At 66.4% G+C, this 15,802-nt stretch carries 14 protein-coding genes and 1 pseudogene; 5 read left to right on the top strand and 10 right to left on the bottom strand.

Annotation, left to right across the window (positions count from 1 at the left end; genetic code table 11):
- Positions 1–70 precede the first annotated feature (70 nt).
- Complete coding sequence (gene eccE / locus ACQP2U_RS04640) at positions 71–1,720, top strand: type VII secretion protein EccE (protein ID WP_433713548.1); 1,650 nt, start codon at positions 71–73, stop codon at positions 1,718–1,720.
- Between the two features lie 94 nt (positions 1,721–1,814).
- On the opposite strand, the gene ACQP2U_RS04635 is transcribed toward eccE, so the two are convergent.
- Positions 1,815–2,375 carry an NADPH-dependent FMN reductase gene (locus tag ACQP2U_RS04635; RefSeq protein WP_433713547.1) on the bottom strand — a complete coding sequence of 187 codons (561 nt, stop codon included), beginning with the start codon at positions 2,373–2,375 and terminating at the stop codon, positions 1,815–1,817.
- Positions 2,376–2,506: 131 nt separating this feature from the next.
- On the opposite strand from ACQP2U_RS04635, the gene ACQP2U_RS04630 reads away from it, so the two are divergent.
- Positions 2,507–3,343 (top strand): NAD(P)H-binding protein, encoded by an 837-nt coding sequence (locus ACQP2U_RS04630; protein WP_433713546.1) that lies wholly within the window; start codon positions 2,507–2,509, stop codon positions 3,341–3,343.
- A 470-nt stretch (positions 3,344–3,813) separates the two neighbouring features.
- Positions 3,814–4,812 (top strand): GAF domain-containing protein, encoded by a 999-nt coding sequence (locus ACQP2U_RS04625; protein ID WP_433713545.1) that lies wholly within the window; start codon positions 3,814–3,816, stop codon positions 4,810–4,812.
- A 520-nt stretch (positions 4,813–5,332) separates the two neighbouring features.
- Here ACQP2U_RS04625 and ACQP2U_RS04620 read toward each other — a convergent pair.
- A pseudogene (locus ACQP2U_RS04620) lies at positions 5,333–6,301 on the bottom strand (NAD-dependent epimerase/dehydratase family protein); the annotation flags it as partial.
- A 40-nt stretch (positions 6,302–6,341) separates the two neighbouring features.
- The gene (locus ACQP2U_RS04615; RefSeq protein WP_433713544.1) at positions 6,342–7,151 is read right to left on the bottom strand and encodes an S-methyl-5'-thioadenosine phosphorylase; all 810 of its coding nucleotides are present in this window, start codon (positions 7,149–7,151) and stop codon (positions 6,342–6,344) included.
- A gap of 302 nt (positions 7,152–7,453) precedes the next feature.
- Here ACQP2U_RS04615 and ACQP2U_RS04610 point away from each other — a divergent pair, with 302 nt between their 5' ends.
- Entirely contained in the window at positions 7,454–7,723 is a 270-nt protein-coding gene (locus ACQP2U_RS04610; protein WP_062983353.1) for a metal-sensitive transcriptional regulator, read from the top strand.
- A 3-nt stretch (positions 7,724–7,726) separates the two neighbouring features.
- Here ACQP2U_RS04610 and ACQP2U_RS04605 read toward each other — a convergent pair whose 3' ends face one another.
- The 5 genes from ACQP2U_RS04605 to ACQP2U_RS04585 all read right to left on the bottom strand — a co-directional run bounded on the left by ACQP2U_RS04605 (position 7,727) and on the right by ACQP2U_RS04585 (position 13,234).
- Positions 7,727–8,632: a TAXI family TRAP transporter solute-binding subunit gene (locus ACQP2U_RS04605; RefSeq protein ID WP_433716369.1), complete on the bottom strand. Its 906-nt coding sequence runs from the start codon at positions 8,630–8,632 to the stop codon at positions 7,727–7,729.
- On the bottom strand, positions 8,632–10,056 hold the full coding sequence (locus tag ACQP2U_RS04600) for a sensor histidine kinase (RefSeq protein WP_433713543.1): 1,425 nt from the start codon (positions 10,054–10,056) through the stop codon (positions 8,632–8,634). The genes ACQP2U_RS04605 and ACQP2U_RS04600 overlap by 1 nt, the downstream gene beginning before the upstream one ends.
- A 37-nt stretch (positions 10,057–10,093) precedes the next feature.
- Positions 10,094–10,753 carry a response regulator transcription factor gene (locus ACQP2U_RS04595; RefSeq protein WP_397031988.1) on the bottom strand — a complete coding sequence of 220 codons (660 nt, stop codon included), beginning with the start codon at positions 10,751–10,753 and terminating at the stop codon, positions 10,094–10,096.
- 46 nt (positions 10,754–10,799) lie between these two features.
- The gene (locus tag ACQP2U_RS04590; protein WP_397031527.1) at positions 10,800–12,209 is read right to left on the bottom strand and encodes an MFS transporter; all 1,410 of its coding nucleotides are present in this window, start codon (positions 12,207–12,209) and stop codon (positions 10,800–10,802) included.
- 200 nt (positions 12,210–12,409) lie between these two features.
- Complete coding sequence (locus ACQP2U_RS04585) at positions 12,410–13,234, bottom strand: LLM class F420-dependent oxidoreductase (RefSeq protein WP_433713542.1); 825 nt, start codon at positions 13,232–13,234, stop codon at positions 12,410–12,412.
- A gap of 189 nt (positions 13,235–13,423) precedes the next feature.
- On the opposite strand from ACQP2U_RS04585, the gene ACQP2U_RS04580 reads away from it, so the two are divergent.
- Positions 13,424–13,867, top strand: coding sequence for an Hsp20/alpha crystallin family protein (locus ACQP2U_RS04580; RefSeq protein ID WP_397031523.1), 444 nt, complete (start codon positions 13,424–13,426; stop codon positions 13,865–13,867).
- 137 nt (positions 13,868–14,004) lie between these two features.
- Here ACQP2U_RS04580 and truA read toward each other — a convergent pair whose 3' ends face one another.
- Both truA and rplQ read right to left on the bottom strand, forming a co-directional pair.
- A complete protein-coding gene (gene truA, locus ACQP2U_RS04575) occupies positions 14,005–14,817 on the bottom strand; it encodes a tRNA pseudouridine(38-40) synthase TruA (protein WP_433716368.1) in 813 nt (270 codons plus the stop codon).
- Positions 14,818–15,209: 392 nt separating this feature from the next.
- Positions 15,210–15,737 carry a 50S ribosomal protein L17 gene (gene rplQ, locus ACQP2U_RS04570; protein ID WP_433713541.1) on the bottom strand — a complete coding sequence of 176 codons (528 nt, stop codon included), beginning with the start codon at positions 15,735–15,737 and terminating at the stop codon, positions 15,210–15,212.
- Positions 15,738–15,802 lie beyond the last annotated feature (65 nt).

Below are 15,802 nucleotides of genomic sequence, written 5' to 3'. Positions count from 1 at the left end.
CAGTTCCCGAGGACTATTGTTCAGCTCGGCCGCTGCGATACGGCCGATACCGGGTACTTGGGGGACGACGATGGCCGAACAAGGCGGCGCGGGACCACGCCCGCTGCTCGGGCGCATCTCACTGCCGAATCTGCTGATCGCGCAGGTGATCGGGCTCGTTGCCGGACTGCTCGCCTTATTGGTCGGGCTCGCCGCCTGGCCCGCGTTGGGCGTCGCGGTGGTCGTCGGACTACTGCCGCTGATCCCGGTCGCCAAGCGCACCATCCTGGATTGGATCGGCACGTGGTGGCGCTACATCACCCGCCGCGATTACGAACTCGGGGATACCGTCGACTTCCGCGGCTCGGACGGTCGCTCGCTCGGGTTGTACTGGGACGGAACAAGAGTCGTCACGGTCGTCGAAGTGCTGGCCCCCAAGGGCGGGCTGACCCGGATCGCTCGCACCACCGTGCACGCCTCGCATCTGCTGCCGCTGCCGGAATTGGCGAAATGTCTGAACCAGCACGACATTCTGCTCAGCGGTATCGACATCATCAGCCATGGCCACCGCAGCCGTTCAGGTACGCCCGCGGGCAAGATCTACGAATCGCTGCTGGGTCCGCTGCCCGCGACCGCGCACCGGAATGTGTGGCTCGCGATCAGCTTCGACGCGATCACCTGCCCGGAGGCCGCCGCCCGGCGCGGTGGCGGTAATGAGGGCGCCTCTCGCACGGTAACCATTGCGACGCAACGCATTATGCGCACACTCGAGGACGCCGACTGCAGCGCGCGCATCCTCACCGCCCCCGAGATCCGCAAGGCGGTTCTGCAGGTCACGCAAGGCTTCGATCCGCGCACGCTGACCCACCGCTGGCGGTACGCCGAAATCGGCAACAGTGTGAATATCGGCAGCGCGGTCGATCCGAAGCGGCTCGGCTCGGATCTGCTCTCGCAACTCTGGGTCGCGCCGTCGCGCGGTACGACCGTGGCGGTGCGGCTGCGTCCGGGTCGTTCCGCCGAATCGGTGAGCATCGGCGCAGCCTGGCGGCTGACCACGCGGGAGCTCCCGGAGCGCACGAAGCTCAAGGGTCTGATCTCGATGAACGGACGGCAGCGCGATGGTCTGCTCGCGCATCTGCCGCTGGGCATTCCGGATCTCGACGACGCGGTTCCGGTGACCGAGTATCCGATCGATGTGATCAGTGCGCTGCATCTACCGTCGTCGGGGTGCGGTCAGCTGATCGGGTCGGATGACGAGGGTCAGGGTGTCGCGGTCCGCATTGTCGGTACCGGTATCTCGACGGTGTATGTGGCCGGTGAGCTGTATCTGGCTCAGCAGTTGGTATTCCGCGCGTTGGCGGTCGGTGAACGCATTCTGATCCGAACCGATCGGACGCATGCCTGGGAGAACCTGGTGACGACCATCGGGAATCCCGAGCGGCTGCAGATCGCGGTGGAGACACATCAATCCGATGCCGGATTCACCGCGACGGTGGTCGACGGTGTGCTGGCGCCCGCGCCGCACGCCGGTGTCACGACTATCTATGTGACCGGAGATCCCATGGGCTGGCCCGCGACTCGGCCGGACCTGTCGATCCACCAGCCGGGCGCCATCGGGAACCATGTGGTGCTGCGGACCGGGACGGCTCAGGTCGACCTGACGCTGGTCTCCATCCCCCGCGAGGCAACCTACATCGGCCACCCACGCGGCCGCCGCGCAATGGCAGACAGCCCGCAGTAGCCCTCCCTCACGGGTGCCTGCATGGATGCATAGTTGTGGCGCGCGCACGCCCGCTACTCGGGGGGCGCGGATTGCGCCATGGGGTGTGCGCGGGTCAGCCTGGATAAGGGTCTGTGGTCCGGGCGGTGCGGAGAGTTCGTGCCCACCAGGCCAATTGGCGGATCAGGCGGTCGGCGGCATCGATGGCGGCGCCGTCTTGGGTATCGCCGGACTTGTCGAATTGCTTTTTGGCCTGGTGGAAGCTGACGGTTTCGCGGATGGAGACCATGTGGATTTCGGCGACTACCTGGCGGAGTTGCTCGACGGCGCGCAGGCCGCCGGAGAGGCCGCCGTAGGAGACGAAGCCGATGGGTTTGGCGCGCCATTCGTGTTTCGCGTTGTCGAAGGCGGTTTTCAGGGACGCGGGATAGCCGTGGTTGTATTCGGAGGTGATGGCGACGAAGGCGTCGGCGGCAGCAAGGCGCTGGCGGTAGGCCTCGACCTCGTCGGTGAAGGTCAGGTCCGTCGGCAGGGGGGTGGCGATTAGATCGATGACGCCGGTGTCGAATTCGGGGCTCGCCCGGACTGTGCGCAGAAACCAGTCGGCGACCACCGGAGCGAATCGCTCCGGGCGCGTGCTGGCCACGATGACCTCTAGCCGTAGCGGAGTATCCACTGCGCGAGCCTAACTCGGTGAGCCGACGGTACGGTCGAGGCGGGTGCGGCGATCTCGATTCATTCGCGGAGATCGGCCGATGATTCCGCATGATGGACGGGGCAACCCGGTACGACTCTGGAGGAGACGGCATGATCCTGGTGACCGGTGCGACCGGCAATATTGGCACGGAACTGGTTGCGGCACTGAACAATTCCGGCGCTGCCGTGCGCGCGCTGGTCCGCGATCCCGCGCGGGCGCGGTTGCCTGCCGGTGTCGAGGCGGTGACTGGCGACCTGAATCGGCCGGAGAGCATGACGCAGGCCATGGACGGGGTCACCGGAATGTTCCTGCTGCCGGGCTACGCCGACGCCCCCGATCTGCTCGCACGCGCGAAGAAGGCGGGCGTCCAGCACATCGTCCTGCTCTCGGGTGGTTCGGCGGCGCTCGAGGATATGAACAATGCGGTCTCCGCGTATATGACGCAGGCTGAGCGGGACGTGCGCGAATCCGGTCTGGCGTGGACCTTTCTGCGCCCGCGCTCGTTCATGTCGAATGCGCTGCGCTGGCTGCCACAACTCGAACAGGGCGATGTGATTCGCGCTCAGTTCCCCGATGTACCGGTCGCCGCGATTGATCCCGCCGATATCGCGGCCGTCGCGGCGGTCGCCTTGACCGGCGGCGCACTGGCCGGGCGGATCCTCGAGCTGACCGGCCCGCAAGCGCTCGTGCCCGCCGATCAGGTCGCCGTGCTAGCCGACGTGCTCAACCGGCCGCTGGTCTGCCAAGGCTTGACGAATGCGCAGACGCGGCGCGAACTCGAGGCCTCCATGCCGCAGCACTACGTCGACGCATTCTGGAGCTTCTTCGTCGACGGCACCCTCGACGAATCCCAGGTCTACCCGACCGTGCCCGAGGTGACCGGCCGAGAACCGCGCACCTTCGACCAGTGGGCCCGCGCACACGCCGACGCCTTCGCTAAGGCTTGAGCGGTCGCAGCATTCGACAGGCCCATTGAAATTCGTCCCGAACTACGCGTACCAAATGGGCCGTCCGGGATTGCTGACCTTGCGGCGGCAGGGAATATGACACCGGGGACTTCCTACCTGACACAGCGACAACCACCCGACGCCACATGCTCGATCGCATCGCCGTAGCGACCAAGGACGAGGCCCGACACCCAGCGCGTCCGGACGGATGGTCGGAAGTCTTGGAGATGTGTCGGTTACCCCGAACGCCCGGGCCGGAGGCAAAGCCCGCCCGCGATGGACGACGCACAATGCCGGAGCGCAGCCGTCCGGCACTGGAGATTGCGGGCACACGGGTGTCCACGGACAAGGCCGAACGGCCGCGAACAGAATGCTGCGGATTCCGTGCTGGCCTTCTTCATATCGTGCACGATATGCATTGGCTATCAGCGGTGATCCTGACGTAGATTCGAGTTCGGGAGGGGGGCGAAGTGATCATCGAACGCTGGCTATTGATCGAAACGCTCGGCCGTGTCGACAGCTGGTCGGTGTTGGCCATTGGCACTTCGCCACGTGAATGGAAGTCGTTTCAGCGGGCCGTGCCGGGTCGGTTGCAGCCGCTTGTCGCTACCGCGTATGCGAGCGGATCGATGGTGGATCAGGTGCTGCCGACCTCGCGGCAGGCGTGGTCGGGACAGCATCTGCGAGCCGTGCCGATATTGGGTACGGACCAGCAGGTGTACGCGATCCATCTGTGGGTCGGCGCAGGGGATCCCCCACCCGCGCCGGGGGTAGCTCCGTTTGTCATCGATGCGCGCACACGCAGGTTGGATGCGCTGACGCGCGGCCTCTGGCCGGATTTCGCGTCCGATCGCACCAGCCGGATCGGTGCCGAAATCTTCGAGATGGTCGAAAGATTCGATGGCGCACTGGATCTCGTCGCAAACCTGACACGCTCCGAGCCCGATTCCCGGTGGCTGGGTACGGCAACCGTGCGCTCTAAGACGGGCCCGCGCTCCATACTGGCAGCCACCCGCAACGCGGTTACGGTAGCCGAACGGCACCGCTGGCGTGGCGTGGCCGTGGACGTTACCGGTACCGTTGCGCCGCAACACAAATCCTTCGAGGCGACCGCCCTCGATATGCTGCGCCGCGCCCAACCCAACCTCTACCTCGCGATCGTGGACACCGCCCAGATCCGCTTGATCCGCTGGGTCACCGAACCAGTTCCCGCAATGCGCTGGGCCAGCATCGACGAACGCACCGTCCCCCACCCCGCCGACCGACCCCGGATCATCGCCGCCCGCAACGCAATGCGCTCCGGCGCAGACCACCACCAACTCCGCGCCGTCCGCCTGGCCAGCGAAAACAGCGGATGGATTATCGCCAACCTGGAAATCTCCCCCCTTCCCGCCACCACCCCGAACTCCCCCGCTCCCGAATTCGTCCTCGTCCAACTCGAAGTACTGGATAACCCCGGACCCGCCTGACCATCCTGGGGCCTGCGACCCCAGCCTTGCTGGACACGATCACCGCGACCACCATCGGCACCCAGCAGGCCATCGTCGAGGGCACCGAAGCCGGTCACCACCGCCCCTGGCCGCGAAAGCATGCGGCCCCGCAATGGCAACGGTGCTGCGCACCAGATTTACGCCCCCATACGCAACGCAGCCGATCCAGCGAACGCACCCCCGACCACCGCCGCCCCCAATCGAGTCAGGCGCGAACCCACCACCAGGCGGGCGAACCCGTCCCGGCCTCCGGAGTCGCCAACTCGGGTTAGGGCGCAGGCATCACATTCGGATCGGCATCCTGGCTCGCTGGCTCCGGTTGGGGTGCAGCCGTCTCCGCATTCGGCACCGGAGCCTCCGGGCGGGATTCGGACCGCACGATCGGCGCGGCGGGCCGAGGTTCCGGACGAACCCGATGCTCGGGTGTGGTCGGCGGCGACGGAGCAACTCGCACGTGTAGTGGAGCGGATTCACGTTTGGCTGGCTCGACTCCGGGAGCGGCGAGTTCGGCGAGGCCATGGGTGGGTGCGATTCGGGCAGTGAAACCCAATGTGCGCCTGGCTCGTTCGGGGTCCGCGGCGAGGTGGCGGGCGTCACCGAGGTGGTAATGGCCGGTTACCACAGGGGCGGGGCCGCCGCGCGCTTTGGCCATGATCGAGGCGACTTCCCACAGGGTGATGGGGTGTCCGGAGGCGATATTCAGGGGGACGAAGCCCGGTGGACGGCGGTCGACGGCGGCCACGGTGGCGGCCACGATGTCGTCGACGTGCACTACGTCCCTGACCTGACCACCGTCCTCGCCGACCAAGGGCGGACGCCCCTGGTCCAGCGCGGTGAGGAAGCTTCCGATGAAGCCGGTGCGCGTGCCTTCGCCGTAACCGTTGTGGTAGCGCAATGCCGTGACGGCAGCGCCGGTGGCCAAACCCCAAGCGAGCGCATAGTTTTCCTGCGCCAGCTTGCTGGCGCCATAAAAGCCGCGCGGACGCAGCGGCGCGTCCTCGGTGACCGGCTCCCAGGTGAGCAATTCCCCGGTGCGCGGCGCCAAGTGGTCGAACATGCCACGATCCAGATCAGCGCGCCGCCGCAGTCCGGGGTAGAACGGACCGCTGTTCACTCCGCGATACCGACCCTCGCCGTACACCACGATCGAGGAGGCGAGCACCAGATGACGTACCTTCGCCCGCCCCATCACATCGAGCAGCACCGCCGTCCCGAGATCATTATTCGCGGCGAATACGGCCGATTCGGTCCCGGAGGTGATGGCAGCGAGATGACAAACCGTATCGATGCCGCGCAGCAATGGCTCGAGCGCATCGGCATCGCGCACGTCAGCCCGCGAAACACCGTCCGGCACTTCCACTTCCGGCTCGAGTAGATCGATCCCGACCACGTCGTGCCCGGCCGCGGCCAACGCCCTCCACAACCGTGCCCCGACGAACCCGGCAGCCCCGGTGACCAGCACTTTCATCGCATCCGCACCCCGTGTTTCGGCTCCGACCCCATCTGATTCACGGTAGTTCGAAGGGCAGCGACACCCCCGCATGGACACGGCAACGGTCGCAAGTATCGGTTCCGGTGACCGCCGAAACCGAGCGCCGGATCAGCTCCTTGAACGGCCCGAGGTTCTTCTTGAATTCAGCGAAGACGTCGAGCGCGTGCACACCATCGCCCTCCTCCAGTCCGGCATCCAGATCGGTCACCAAAGCGACTGCGGCGTAGCACATTTCGAGTTCACGGGCGAGCACCGCCTCGGGATGCCCGGTCATATTCACCAGCTCCCAGCCCTGTGCGGCGAACCACCGGCTCTCGGCCCGGGTGGAGAAGCGCGGGCCCTGTACCACGACCATGGTGCCCGAAGACTTCACCGGCAGCGCGTCCGTAGCGGATTTCGTTGCCGCGGAACGCAGATCATCGCAGTACGGGTCGGCGAAGGAGACGTGCACGCCACCGCCGTCGAAGTAGGTCTGCGGACGACCGGAGGTCCGGTCGACCAACTGTTCCGGCACCGCCACGGTTCCCGGCCCCCAGTCCGCGCGCAGGCTGCCGACCGCGCACGGCGCGAAGATCCGCCGCACTCCGATCGAGCGCAACGCCCACATATTGGCCCGGTAGGGCAGCGTATGCGGTGCGTATTCGTGCTGCTTGCCGTGCCGGGGGAGGAAGGCCACCGGCCGACCCTCCACCTCACCGACCGCGATCGGCGCGCTGGGCTTGCCGTAGGGCGTCTCGACCTCGACGGTGGTCGCCTCGTCATCGAAGAAATCGTAGAAGCCACTACCGCCGATCACGGCGAGCGCGGGCCGAACATCCAAACTCATGCACCGATTCTCTCGCCCGTCCCGGATCCCCGACCAAACGGGTCCACATCGGGCCAACTGACCTTCGTTCATCATGACCTGAATTAGTCCGGGGACGAGGTGTCGGCTGGTCGGCATCACCGGATCGCGGTAACCTGACAACGCCCTCGCGACACTGTACCCTAGGGGGGTATTAATGAGGCCGGTCAAGCCGGTGAGCAGCGAGGAGACAGTCGGTGACATCCACCCCGTCACACAATGACACCGCGCCCGCGCCGGGTACTGACTCGGCGGGCACCCACGACCACACCGCACACGGCTACATCACCGCCAAGGACGATTACCTCAAGCGCCTGCGCCGGATCGAGGGCCAAGCCCGCGGCCTGCAGCGCATGGTCGAGGAAGAGAAGTACTGCATCGATATCCTCACCCAGGTCTCCGCGATGACGAAGGCACTGCAGGCCGTTGCGATGGGCCTGCTGGAGGACCACATCAGCCACTGTGTGGTGGACGCGGCGGTCGCCGGCGGTCCCGAGGCTGATGCCAAGATCAAAGAGGCCACCGATGCCATCGCTCGTCTGGTGCGTTCCTGACGCTCAACCGTGTCGCCGTCGGTACACCGCCGCCGCCCCCGGATGCAACGGGACGGAATCGGTTCCGATGAGCGAGCGGCTATCCAGGAATTGGGTGCCTGCCGCCTCGGCGGGCACCAGCCGGTCCGCACGGGAAACCAGTAGCTCGACGATCGCCCCGGCCGCCGCATCGGACATGGTCGGGGCGGCGAGCAGCAGATTCGCGACGCCGACCGTGCGGACCGAACGACCACTGTCATAGGCGTCAGCCGGAATCTCGACCAAATCGTAGAGGTGTCCGAAGCGTTCGCGCATCGGCGCGGCCAACTCACCGAGTTCCACCAACCGCAGCCGCTGCGGCACATCGAGTGCGTCGGTGGGCACGCCACCTGCCCATAGCAGCGCGTCGAGCTCACCGGATTCCACACCCGCCACCGCATCTCGCAGCGGTCGATGCGAAATATCCACATCCGAAACGGGATTCACGCCCGCCGCCCACAACAGACGCTCTCCGGTCATCGCCGCACCGGATCCCGCGGCCCCCAGATTGACTCGGGTCCCGCGCAAATCAGTGACCTGCTGAATCGGCGCGTCCGACCGCACGGCCAATTGCAGATAGTTCTCATACACGCGACCGAGCGCCACCAACGGAGCCCGCTCACTTTGCACCGAATCCGCGAGCGCCAGTGCGGCATCCACCTGGCCGTTCGCCAACATCCCCAGATTTTCCTGCGATCCGGTAGTCGTCACCGGTTCGATCCGCACCGTGCCCGCCTCCTGGGCCACCGCCGCGAGCAGTTCCGCGAATGCGTGATAGAAGCCGCCGACCTCACCCGAGGCCAGCCGTACCAGCTCCGGGTCCTGACCACATCCGACAACACTGGCCGCGACACCGAAGGTAGTGAGCGTCAAGAACTTCCGCCGCCGCATCACGACCGCACCGCCTGCGGCAGCCGGATCTGGATCGCGAGACCGTGCGGCTCGATAGGGAGCACGGACAGGGTGCCGCCGCGCGCTTGGGCCAATGCCGTCGCGATCGGTAGACCGAGGCCGGAGCCGCCGGAGGACGCACCGGAGCCGCGGAAGAACCGGGTGGTCAGCTTGTCGAGTTCGCCAGGTTCGACGCCGACGCCATTGTCACGGACGGTCACGGTTACCCAACCCGGTTCGGCATCGACCACGATGACGGTCTGCGCACCGGAACCGGCATAGCTGCAAGAATTACTCAGCGGCACATCGAGAATTTGGGCGAGAACATCAGCGGACACCGCGGTATCAGCCTCGGCCACTTGCGGTTCCGCCCGCAACTCCTGTCCGGCGTTCTCGTAGGCGGAGTACCAGGCGTCGATCCGATCCGCAGCGACTTGCACTGCGTCGCAATGGTTTTCGTCGTCAGACGGAGTCCGCGCGGCCTCGAAGGCGGCCGGGGTCTCGGCAACCGCCAAACTCAGCAGACCGTCGAGCAGCGCCGTCAGCCGTTCGACTTCCGCCCCCGCGCTGCGGAAGGTGGCCACCGCGCCTTCGGGAATGGCGGCTTCCAAAGAATCGAGACGAATCGTCAAGGCGGCAAGCGGATTTCGCATGGCATGCGCGGTATCCGCAACGAGCTGACGTTGCGCATCCGCCGAATCGGCGACCGCCAATGCCATGGCATCGAAGGATTCCGCGACCGCCCGCATCTCCGGCGGCCCGCCGTGGTGGCGGGCGATCGAGACGTGCGCGGCGGCCTCGGCGCGCGGCTTCGGCAGGGTCGCGGCCAACTCGGCGACCGCCTGCGACAGCGCCGCCAGCGGGCGCAGCACCCAGCGCGCCAAGCTCAGGGCCAGCATGGTGAACACCACCATTGCCAGCACCGCGCCGACCGCGATCACCGCCCACGCACGGCCGATATCGCGTCGGGCGCGTGCGGTGGATGCCTCGATCACCACCGCACCGTTGACCTGCACCCCGGTGCCGACGGGCCGGGCGATCAGCACCCTCGGCCCACTCCACGGGGTGAGCCGATAGACCGGCTGTGGCCGCTGATTGCGACGAGCCGCGGCAACGGCGGCCTCGACGGGCGCGGCGGCCGCATCCACGCCCGCATTCACCGTCCGCGCGCCGCGCGCATCGACCACGAGCACATTTTCCCCATAGAGATCGTGGTAGCGCCCGGCCTCGTCGGCCAGTGCCCGACTGTCCCCCTCGGCCACCGCGGCATCGGCGAGGCTGGCGAACCGATCGGCATCACCGGACCGATCGGCGACGAACTCCTGGGTGCGGCTGGTCGCGAAGGTCAGCGAGAGCGGTACCGCGAAGGCGAAGACGGCGATCGCCGCGAATACCGTCAGCGCGACGAGTAGTCGTCTGCGCATGCCGGGCTCCGCTCCTAGGTCCGCCGGGCCAACACGATCACTGGCCCCAGCGGTAACCGTAGCCGCGAATTGTCGTTATCAGCCCAGGTCGGTCCAATTTCGCCCGCAGTCCGGTCATATGCACATCCAGTGATCGGGATACCGCGACGAACGCATCACCCCAGATTCGATCCATCAACTGTTGGCGGCTGACCGCGGCACCGGGCCGCTCCACCAATGCCTCGACCAACTCGAATTCCTTCTGGGTCAACGGGATCTGCCGCCCGGCGACCTCGACCACCCGTGCCGCCAGATCCACCCGCACGTCCCCGGTGACCACCTCGGCTCGCTCCGGCTGCGATCCGGCGGCGGCGCGGCGCACCACATTCTCCAGCCGGGCCATCAATTCCGCGATCCGCGGCGGCTTCACCAAATAGTCGTCGGCGCCGCCGCGCAACCCGCGCACGATCGAGCGTTCGTCGCTGCGCGCGGTCAGGATCAGCACCGGCACCGAACTCACCTCGCGCAGCTGGCGCAGCACATGCAGACCATCGCCATCGGGCAGTCCGAGATCCAGGATGACGGCGTCGTAGCCGCGGTGGGCGATGAGCAGATCCGCGCCGCGGCGCTTGCGCTCGGCCTGATAACCGCGGGCGTTGAGCGCCTCTACCAGCGCGTCGCCTACGCCGTCATCGTCCTCGACCACCGCAAGCCGCACCCGCCGATCCTCCCACAGCGGCGGAGCGGCGGGTGCGGTCGGGCCCTCAGGGTCGAGCCGTCGTGAGGTCACGGTCTGGCTCGGTGGCCGAGGGATCCGCCTTGGTGAGCGAAATATCGTCCGAGGCAGCGGCGTCGGCGTCGATGGCGGATCCCTTCGAGGTCTCCCGCATGAACCAGTAGGTCAGCAGTGAGATTCCGATGCATCCGGCGACGTACCAGAAGTACAGCGATTCATGGTTCGCCTGTTTCAACGACAGCGCGATGGTTTCGGCCGTACCGCCGAAGATCGCGACGGTCAATGCGTACGGCAGGCCGACGCCGAGCGCGCGGATCTTGGTCGGGAACAGCTCGGCCTTCACGATGGCATTGATCGAGGTGTAGCCGGTGATGATGACCAGCGCGCCCATCATCAGCGCCCACGCGGCGATCGGATTCTTGGTGTGCGCGATCACGGTCATGATCGGCACGGTGAGCAGGGTGCCCGCGACGCCGAAGAAGATCAGCAACTTACGTCGCCCGATGCGGTCGGACAATGCGCCGGCCAGCGGCTGCAGCACCACGAAGACCAGCAGTGCGATGAAGTTGATCCAGGAGACCGTCGGCTTGGAGATGCCGGAGGTATTGATCATGAACTTCTGCATGTACGTCGTGTAGGTGTAGAACGCGACGGTGCCGCCGAGCGTCAGCCCGATCACCAGCAGGCATTCCCGCGGGTACTGCAGCAGCATCCGCAGCGAACCGCGCGCGGGCTGCTTGGCATCGGTGCTGCTCGCCGCCGGATCACGCTCGGACTCGACCTCGGCCTCGAAGTGCTCCGATTCGTCCATGCTGCGCCGCAGCCACATCACGATCAGCGCGCCCGCCGCACCGATCACGAACGGAATGCGCCAGCCCCAGTTGTTCATCTGCGCGTTGTTCAGGAACTGCTGCAGGATGATCTGCACACCGAGCGCCACCAATTGTCCGGCGACCAGCGTGACGTATTGGAAGCTCGAATAGAATCCACGCTTACCCGTCGAGGCCACCTCGGACAAATACGTTGCGCTGGTTGCGTATTCACCGCCCACCGAAAGCCCCTGCAACAGCCGGGCCAGCAAAAGCAGTACCGGCGCGGCGATTCCGATCGTCTGGTATCCCGGCGTGGCCGCGATCAGCAGCGAACCCGCCGCCATCACCGTCACCGACAGCGTCAGCGCCGAGCGACGTCCGAACTTGTCGGCATAGCGACCGAGCAACCAACCACCGAGCGGCCGCATGAGGAAGCCGACCGCGAAAATCGCTGCGGTGGAAAGCAATTGCGCGGTGGAATCGCCCTTCGGAAAGAACGATTTCGCGAAGTACACACTGAATGCGGTATAGACGTACCAGTCGTACCACTCGACGAGATTACCGATGGAACCACGCAATACATTCGCGACCACCCGGCGCTCGCCGACAGGCTGTGTCGTAGTCACAAGATCTCCTTCTTCGACGCGGCCTTGCGTCGGTCGGAGACCAGTGTGTGCGCAGTCACAGCGCCGATGGAAGCGCACGGGGCGCTTTCTAACGCTGTCTTAGGACGATTTCGGTGGGGCGGCGGCGGCAACTGCTGGCGCGGCCCCACCAGCCCCTCAGGGCGATCGGCGGGTAACTCGTGCCGATCGCCTATGCGGTACTACTTCGCGAGCAGTGGCGCGAGGGTGCGGAGTGTGGCGGGTTCGTCGGCGAGGACTTGGATGACGACATGGTCGGCGCCTGCGTTCAGATGGGTCGAAAGCCGATCGACGATCGAATCCGCGGCGCCGTGGGCTACCAGGGCATCGATCAGACGGTCGCTGCCGGGTTTGGTCAGGTCGTCGTCGGTAAAACCGAGGCGGCGCAGATTGGCGACGTAGTTCTGGAGATCGAGGTAGAACTCGACGCGCGGGCGGGCGGCGGCGCGGGCCCGGACCGGGTCCTCGTCGAGGACGACCTTGTGTTCGGTGGCCAGCAGTACATCCTCGCCGAGCAGCGCGCGGGCGCGGGCGGTGTGTTCGGGGGTGACGTTGTAGGGCAGCGCGCCCGCAGACCGTTCCGCCGCCAGCCCGAGCACCCGCGGGCCGAGGGCAGCGAGCGCGCGGCGCGCCTTGGGGACACCCGCGGCATCCAGTTCGTCGAAATATTCGGCCAACGCGTCGTAGGGCTTGCGGTACTCACCCTGATGTTCGGGGTGGCCCGCACCGAGGCCGAGCAGGAACCGGCCGGGGAAGCGCGCCTCGATCCGGTGGAACGACTCCGCGACCTGCTTCGCGGGCGCCGTCCAGATGTTCACGATGCTGGTGGCGACGGTGATCGACTCGGTCGCCTCGAGCAGCGACTCGATCACGGGTAATTCGGCGGGCGGGGACCCGCCGAGCCACAGAGTGCCGTAGCCGAGTCCTTCCAAGTCCTGCGCGTCCTGCGGGGTGAACGCCCCGTAGTACCGCCATACACCGAACCGTCCGAGGTCTCCGATAGCCATGCTCGGAATGAACCAGGCCGCAGCTGTCGCTATTCCGCCGCAGCCGCACCCCCGATCCGAGACGGTCACGATTTTCGAGCCAACTACTGTTAGCACTCTCGTCTTGAGAGTGCTAACTTAGATGGTGCACAGCTTCCGGCGCCTACCGCCGTGGCAGGCGTCGCCGCTAGTGAAATGGAGGTGATTGCTGTGCTCCGGTTCGATCCGTTCCATGACATCGACACCGTTGCCCGCCAGCTGCTCGGCGAATCCATGGGGACATCGCGGGCGCCACGATTCATGCCGATGGATCTGTTCAAGGCAGGCGATCATTATGTACTCAACGCCGACCTGCCCGGTGTGGACCCCGGCTCAGTGGATGTGAGCGTCGACAACGGCACCCTCACCCTGCGCGCGCAGCGCAGCCTGCCGAGTGACGAAGGCGTCCAATGGATCGCGTCCGAGCGCTTCGCAGGCACCTATATGCGCCAGCTCAGCCTCGGCGACAATGTCGATGCCGACAATATCAGCGCAACCTACAACAACGGCGTGCTGTCGGTGACGCTTCCGATCGCGGAGAAGGCCAAGCCACGCCGCATCGAAATCTCCGGCTCCAACCAGCCGCGAACGATCGAGGCGGGTTCGTCCAGCTGACCGGAAGGGTCATGCTCCCGCACCGCCCGCGCCCGCAGATTCGCGGTGCGGGAGCGCCACCAATACAGGGCACATAGGTGTTGCCGCCGCGCACAGGTTGGACCTTCTGTGCGACGTCGAGACGTTATGCGCCAACCTCAGCTGCCACAGCAGCCTTCATCAAGCGTTGAGACCGTACGCATTTCACGCGTCTGCGCGTTGCGGACGGCCAGGTCCGCGTCAGCGGGGTAGTCGACGGCGATGAGGCTGAGCCCGTGGGCGGGGGCGACCGCGACGGAGCTGGACCGTTCGGTTTCCGCCAGCAAGCCGCCGACCCAATCCGGCGTCCGACGCCCCTCCCCGACGGCAAGTATCGCGCCGACGAGGCTGCGCACCATGGACCAGCAGAACGCGTCCGCGCTGACATAGGCGGTGAGCAGATCACCGTCGCGCTCCCAATCGAAGCGCTGGAGTTCGCGCACCGTGGTCGCACCATCGCGGCGGCGGCAGAATGCGGCAAAGTTGTGCAGGCCCAATAACTTTCGCGATGCCTCGCGCATGGCTTCGAGATCGACGTCGTGGCGACAAGCGACAACACTGCGGGCCTGCAGTGGCTCGGCCCCATAGGGCGCGGTGGTCAGCCGGTACGCATAGTGGCGGCGGATCGCCGAGAAGCGTGCGTCGAATTCGGGCGGGGCGACGCGAATATCCTTGATCCGCACGTCTTTCGGGAGAAACCGGGCCATGCGATGGATGAGTTTGGCCGCATCCGGCTCCGAACCGACATCGAAATGCGCGACCTGCCCCTCGGCGTGCACCCCCGCATCAGTGCGGCCCGCGACGGTCAATTGGATCGGTTCGCGCAGTACCTTGCTCAGCGACTCTTCGAGGACACCCTGCACCGTGCGCAGACCCGGTTGTCGCGCCCAGCCGATGAAATCCGTACCGTCGTAACCGATATCGAGCCGCACCCGGACCGCGTCGGCGTCGGACTCCAACCCTGCATCGACTTCCGCGCCCTGCGCGACCTCAGAAGTCCCCACAACTCCAGGAGCCTGCATCACCTCAGAAGCCTGCACGACATCAGGTGTCACGCCCCCAGAGGCATGCTCGACTCGGGATGACTGCATGACGCCGGGAACCTGCGCGAATCCGCGCGAATCCATCGGCGCGGACTCGCCCGACGCCGTCGAAGCCACCGAATTCTCTTCGGTCACAGGCGATCTCCTAATCGATACGAACGCGGGTCGCGGCGCGGCCGGAACCATTCACCACGCGAAACCCGATGTCGGCGTGGCGGTCTCGGATACGAGCGAGCCCGCCGACCCATACGGGGGCGGCGGGCTCGTGCGAGAACCGAACGTCAGGCGTCCTTCTTGTCCTCAGCGGCCTCGTCGGCAGCGGGCGCCTCGGCCTCGACGGTCTCGGCGACGGCCTGTTCGGCCTTCTCCTCGACCATGGTCTCGGCGGCGGGCGCCTCGACCTTCTTGGACGAGGCAACGCGACGGGCGCGGTCGGCCTCATTGGTCACGGTCTTCTCCCGGACCAGCTCGATAACCGCCATCGGCGCGTTGTCACCCTTGCGAGGCAGCGTCTTGGTGATGCGGGTGTAGCCACCCTCGCGGCCCTCGAACGACGGACCGATCGAGGCGAAGAGCTCGTGGACGACATCCTTGTTGCGGATGACCTTGAGCACCTCGCGTCGGTCGGCCAGGGTGCCGGCCTTCGCCTTGGTGACCAGCTTCTCGGCGTAGGGGCGCAGCGCCTTGGCCTTGGCCTCGGTGGTCGTGATCCGACCGTGCTCGAAGAGCGCCGTGGCCAGATTGGCGAAGATCGCCTTCTGGTGCGACGCCGACCCGCCGAAGCGGGCACCCTTCTTGGGCTTGGGCATTGTTTGTTCTCCTGTGTCTTATTGCGGCGCTCCCGGCGCCCTGCGTGGTAACGCTCCGCTACCGC

Origin of the sequence: Nocardia sp. CA-084685, from assembly GCF_050955785.1 — a bacterium.
GTDB lineage: Bacteria > Actinomycetota > Actinomycetes > Mycobacteriales > Mycobacteriaceae > Nocardia.
This window is presented reverse-complemented; position numbering and strand designations above follow the sequence as displayed.